This window comes from Streptococcus parasanguinis (assembly GCF_001578955.1).
In the GTDB taxonomy this organism is placed as follows: Bacteria; Bacillota; Bacilli; order Lactobacillales; family Streptococcaceae; genus Streptococcus; species Streptococcus parasanguinis_U.
In genome coordinates, this window is record NZ_KQ969690.1 from 367,970 (window position 1) to 374,129 (window position 6,160).

3 protein-coding genes and 1 pseudogene are annotated in these 6,160 nt (G+C 42.7%); 3 read left to right on the forward strand and 1 reads right to left on the reverse strand.

The window, feature by feature from the left end:
- Together SPADD19_RS05625 and pulA are read left to right on the forward strand one after the other, a co-directional pair.
- A partial coding sequence (locus tag SPADD19_RS05625) for a diacylglycerol kinase family lipid kinase (RefSeq protein ID WP_241496487.1) occupies positions 1-897 on the forward strand: 897 nt, incomplete at its 5' end.
- Between the two features lie 77 nt (positions 898-974).
- Positions 975-3,284: a type I pullulanase gene (gene pulA / locus SPADD19_RS05630; RefSeq protein WP_061455473.1), complete on the forward strand. Its 2,310-nt coding sequence runs from the start codon at positions 975-977 to the stop codon at positions 3,282-3,284.
- 51 nt (positions 3,285-3,335) lie between these two features.
- On the opposite strand, the gene SPADD19_RS05635 is transcribed toward pulA, so the two are convergent.
- Complete coding sequence (locus SPADD19_RS05635; protein ID WP_061455474.1) at positions 3,336-5,495, reverse strand: LTA synthase family protein; 2,160 nt, start codon at positions 5,493-5,495, stop codon at positions 3,336-3,338.
- Between the two features lie 230 nt (positions 5,496-5,725).
- Between SPADD19_RS05635 and SPADD19_RS11565 the strand changes: the two are divergent.
- Positions 5,726-6,160, forward strand: a pseudogene (locus SPADD19_RS11565) (class I SAM-dependent rRNA methyltransferase); the annotation flags it as partial.

The window sequence follows — 6,160 nt, forward strand, 5'->3', positions numbered from 1 at the left end:
AAAAATATTGCGGAAGTCTTGGACGTACTTGAAGACGTGGGCTATGAAACCAGCGCTTATCAAACGACTCCTGAACCATTTTCTGCCCAAAATGAAGCAGAAAGAGCCGCTAAAGCAGGCTTTGATTTAATCATTGCCGCTGGTGGAGATGGTACGATTAACGAAGTGGTCAATGGGGTCGCAGGTCTGGAAAATCGTCCGCAGATGGCCTTTATTCCGACCGGTACCACCAATGACTATGCGCGTGCCTTGAAGATCCCGATGGGAGATCCTGTGGCGGCTGCTCGCATTATAGAAAAAAACCAAACCATTCAAATGGATATTGGTCGTGCCTATGGCAGTAAGTATTTCATCAACATTGCTGCAGCAGGAACCATGACAGAATTGACTTTCAGTGTTCCAAGTAGTGTTAAATCTCGCTTGGGTTACTTTGCTTATGTGGCAGAAGCTGCTAAAATGTTGCCGCGAAACAAGGCTCGGAAGGTGCGGATTGAGCACGACAATGGTGTCTTTGAAGGGCCAGCGTCTATGATTTTTGTGGCCTTGACCAACTCGATTGCTGGCTTTGAAAGTGTCGCGCCAGATGCTAAGCTTGATGATGGGAACTTTACCTTGATTATCGTAAAAACTGCTAAGCTCTTTAACATGTTGTCCCTGATGATTCAGGCTATCAATGGGGGCAAGCATGTGCACGATGAAAATGTAGAATATCTCAAAACCAAGAAGTTGACGATCGAAATGTTAGGGAAAAATGCTCAACCATTCCGCATCAATCTAGATGGGGAGTACGGAGGAGATACTCCAGTTGAATTGGAAGTCTTCCATAATCACTTGGAATTCTTTGCAAATATTGATGAAATCAACAACGATGCTTTGGTTCACACATCTGAAGAATAAAAACAAATAGTTAGAGCCACGTACGTGTTTCACGAGGAATGGTTCCTTCGGTATTAAATTGGAAATAGGAAAATGTTATGCGACAATACCAGGTAAAGCTTCATTTTCATAAGCAAAAAGGAAATTATTTTGCCTATGATATGTGGCAGTGGCAGGATCAAGTAGAAGGAAAATCAGTCTCTTTCTCCAAGTTGGATTATTTTGGAGTAGAGGGAAATCTGGTATACGAGAGTGAGGGTGCCTTGAACCGGGGCCATGTCCTGGTTAAAGAAGGGGATTGGCTCACCAAGACCCGTGATTTTGAAATCGAACTCTTACCAGAAGGCTATGTTCGAGAAGTATGGATTCTCGATGGAGACGATACAGTCTATTATTCTTTGCAAGCTGCTTTGACGAGTCATGCATACAGCCATCGTCAGCCTCATGCCTACGATATGGCGATGCGCCCTAGAGAGTTTGATGCTAAATGGGCGTATCAAGGATGGCTCGGTCATCGGGAGGAAGAAGGGGAGCATTGCTTTAAACTGTGGGCTCCAACGGCTAAGAAAGTTGAATTGTTGCTTTATCAATCAACAGAGTTGGATGCGCCTATTTGGAAAAGCATGCAGATGACGCGTGGTAAACAAGAGTCTAGCTACCACCCAGAAAATACCCATGGTGTTTGGATTTTAGATTTTCTAGGAAATTTAAGTGGCATGGCTTATCAATATCGTGTGCATTTTGAACACCATACTCAAGTGACGCGCGATCCTTATAGCATTGCAACGACAGCGGACGGGATGCGCTCTGCCATTCTTTCAAGAGCAGATCGTCAGTTTGATTGGGGTCCTAAAAAAGGAGCCGATGCGACTCCTTGGCGCTTGGATAACCCTTGTCAAGCAGTGATTTATGAGATGCACCTTCGGGATTTGACCAAGTCACCGACATCAGGTGTGGACGAGTCTTTGCGAGGGACCTATCTGGGGGCTTGCCAAGAAGGAACCGTTAATAGCCATGGTGATGCAACTGCTTTTGATTATATCCGTCAGTTAGGAGTCAATGTCGTGCAACTGCAGCCGATCTCTGATCGCTTTAAACAGTACGACGAAGAAGGCCAGGTGACCTACAATTGGGGTTACGATGTTCAGAATTATTCTGCACCAGAAACTAGCTTTTCAACAGATTCATCCAATCCGAAACAAACCATGAAAGAGCTCAAAACCATGATCCGGGCTTATCATGAGGCAGGAATTTCTGTGGTCATGGATGTGGTCTACAATCATATCTATTCGACCGAACATGGTCCTTTCCAAAATACAGTGCCCGATTATTATTACCGGATGGAGCCGGATGGCCGCTTCCAAAATGGGACAGGTGTCGGTAATGAAACAGCTAGTGAGCATGAAATGTACCGCAAGTACATGATAGATTCCCTCACGCACTGGGTCAAAGAGTACCAGATCGATGGCTTCCGCTTTGATTTGATGGGGATTCACGATGTAAGGACGATGAATGCTATTCGGGAGGCAATGGACGCTCTGGATCCTCGCATTCTCCTTTACGGAGAAGGTTGGGACATGGGAACAGGTCTCGCACCAGAGGACAAGGCTAAGAAAGATAATGCAGCGCAATTGCCAAGAATTGGATTCTTTAATGATACGGAGCGCGATGCCATTAAAGGGGCTGAGGTTTATGGTTCCATCAAACGTGGCTTTGTCAGCCGAAAATCGACGGAGAATATCGTTGCGCGTGCTGTTCTAGGTAGTGCGGAGCTTGGTCATTATTTAAGTCCCAATCAGGTCTTGAATTATGTGGAGGCTCATGACAATTATAATCTCTATGACTTGCTTCAGACCCTTCATCCGAATGAAAAAGTAGCAGGATTGGTCAAGCGCTCAGAGTTGGCTACGGCCATGAATCTGCTCTTTCAGGGCATGACCTTTATGCAATTGGGTCAAGAGTTTATGCGGACTAAATTGGTAGCGACAGGTCCTGATGGAGAGATCACACCTTTGGATCGTGAGCGGGCCATGAATTCTTACAATGCTCCAGATTTTGTGAATCAGGTCAATTGGGATTTGGTCAGTCAGAATAAGGAATCGATCGCCTACATCCGAAGCTTGATCGCCTTGAAGACAAGTCTTCCTGTCTTAGGGCTTGAAAGCTATGATAACATCTACCAACAAGTCTTTATCCAATCTGCGACAGATACCAGTGGTCTTGTCATCTATGAACTAACAGGAGACAAGAAGTATGTGGTCATCTTCAATGCCAGCGGGCTTCCATATTACCTCCAAAATTCAGATAAATTGAAATTAATGGTTGGGAATAGTCGCCATAAACGTCCCTTCTATGTGGAGAATTTAACAGCTTCTATTTTTGAAGTCTTAGATAAAAGTAAGGTATGATACTTCTTTAAGAAATCGCAAAACCCCTGAGTTTTTACTCAGGGGTTGCTTTTATTTTGAGGAACTGCTACTCGTCTCAGTTGAGGAAGAACTATCATCTTCTGGGTGCAATTCTTTATAAGTTGGTGCCTTGAAGAGATCGACAGTAGACTGGTTGCCACGTTGGTTATAAAGGCTGGTTGATTTGTCACCTTTTTCTTTTTCGATCTTCTTCAATGCCTTGAAGGAATTGGTGTAGGAATAATCTTCTGGATTGACTTTTCCAAGATCATTGCCCTTGAAGAAGCGGAGGAGGTCACCGGTCTGGATGCTATCACTAATCTTCAATTGCAGGTTAGCAGCTTCCCTAATCTTGTCCAGTTCTTCTTTGGTTTTTTCATCAGGATTAGTGATTTCCTCACCTGTTTTTGTATAGTAGGTCCGGCCGCTATAGCTCGTATACTCAGGAGTTACAAAATAGTTAGCAGAGCGGAAGGCTACAATTTGATCATGATCTGGTGAGAGCATATCTTGACCAACTTGGAGAAATTTATTGGACTCAATGCCCAGCAAATGTTCTAAGGTTGGGAGCATATCGATCTCACCACCATAGGTATCAATGATGCCTCCTTTATCCATACCTGGAACGACTACCATATAAGGTACTCGTTGCAACATGGCATTGTCATAGCTTGACCAAGTTTCAGAGTTCTTACCAAGCAGTGGGGCGAGAGCTGGGTTTCGGGAGTTTGAAATTCCGTAGTGGTCCCCGTAGAGGACGATGATGGAGTTTTTGTAAAGACCAGATTCTTTCAAGTAATCAAAGAAGGCCTTGATCGAAGAATCTAGGTAGTTAGCGGTCGCAAAATAGCCATTGATGGTTTCGTCTTGTGTCTTAGCAAGAGGGAATCCAAGATCATCTCCTGACAAGCTAGTCGTATAAGGGTAGTGGTTGGAAACCGTAATGAACTTAGTATAGAAAGGCTGTTGCAATCTTTCTAGGTATTTGATGGAATCCTTGAGCATGTATTTGTCATTAAGACCATACTGGAAGGAATTGCTACTGTTTTGTTTGGTGAAGTAGCTGGCATCAAAGAAATAATTGTAGCCCCATTGTTTATAGGCGGTATTTCGATTCCAGAAACTTCCAGCATTCCCGTGGAAAACAGCGCTCGAGTTGTAACCATTTTTTGAAAGAAAAAATGGTGCAGCCTGTTGGGTATTGGTTCCGCCATAGTTCACCATAAAGGAACCTTGGTTGAGTCCAAAGAGTCCAGTTTCAATCATGGTTTCAGCATCGGACGTTTTCCCTGCCTTGACTTGGTTAAAGACATTCGAAAAGGCAAAGGTTTCCTTCGAATGATAGAGGGAATTTAAGAAAGGCGTCACTTCATATTCTTTATCGTCTACTTTCAACTTGTAATCGATCAAGAATTGTTGGAAACTTTCCAAGTGAATGTAGATGACATTACGGCCTTTGGCCATTCCGAAGTACTCAGGATTAGCTTTGGCATAATGCTGTTGGATATATTCTTCAACCGGTTTTAGATCTGCCTCAGAGGCTTTGGAACGCTCTTTGTTGGCAGCATAAGTTTGATTAGCGCTGTATCCTAGAAAAGCAGGAAGACCCAAGGCACGAACAACATAGTAGTTTGAGAACCCACGTGTCAAGAGCTCAGGCCGGTCAATTTCTGCAAGGAAAAGATTGGCCGAAAAGAGCATAGCAGACAAAGATGTGATCGCAAAACTAGCTCGTTTATTGAAGGGACGGTTATCCATTCGAATCCATTTCTTAAAGAAGAAGAAAGCTAGAATCGGGAAATCTAAAATATAAATCACATCCCAAGGGCGGAACAATTCTAAAGCTGCAGCTCCAAGACCGGCGGAAACCTTGCTGGAAGCCAACATGGTATTAACTGTTACAAAGTCTGTAAATTCTCGATAATAAATGGAATTGGAAATCAACCAGATAAATAAGAGAAGGTAGATCCCAAAAGCCAAACTATAAAAGAGCTTGGTAGGTTTGATATAGAGTGCTAGACCGATTAAAAGTAAGCTGACCGGAAATGGGTTGATCACTGCTAGAAAGATCTGATAAGGTCCCTGAATGTCTAAGTTAAAATCAACTGAATAGGCCCACATGGTTTTGAACCAGTAGAGCAGCAGAAGGGTCAAGACAAATCCTAGTCTGGTACTCATGAAATTGAGTATCGAATTCGTAATTTTTTTCACAAAATGTTACTTCCTTGTCTTATTTCCTAAAAATTTTCATATACAAGTATACCACATTTTTATGGAGAAAGAAAAAAATGACTGTAAAGAAGAGGAAAGAAATAGGAGAGATTCGGTATTTTATATCGTTTAAAGCTAAATGATGAGAGCTAGGATAAAATGGTAAAAAAAGTTCCAGTAAATAAAGCCTCCCTTTGTGAAAACTGCAGACTTTTGCTATAATAGAGGGTATGAAAAAACTCACAGTCAGTCGGCAAGTAGCTCGAAAACTAAAACAAGGACAATCGCTCCTTGAAAAGCAAGACTTTGATTCGCTTCCTACCTTGGATCAAGCGATTCAATTGCTTTCAGGTGATGGACAATCCCTCGGAGTCGGATACTTATCTGAACAGAATAAAGGGATTGGATGGTTTGTTTCTCAAGAGTTGGTTGCTTTTGATCAAGCCTTTTTTATGGAACTTTTCATCAAAGCCAAGCAATATCGTCGTTCTTATTATGAGGATGAGAAGACAACTGCTTTTCGTCTCTTTAACCAAGAGGGAGATGGTTTTGGCGGCTTTACGGTTGACTTATATGATGAGTTTGTTGTCTTTTCTTGGTACAACCTTTATGTGTATCAGATCAAGGAAATCATTTTAGCGGCCTTTCAAGAAGTTTTTCCTGAA

What these genes read in the sequence shown, in the direction of transcription:
- pulA (WP_061455473.1), top strand. Translation starts at nt 975, where the DNA reads ATGCGACAATACCAGGTAAAGCTTCATTTTCATAAGCAAAAAGGAAAT.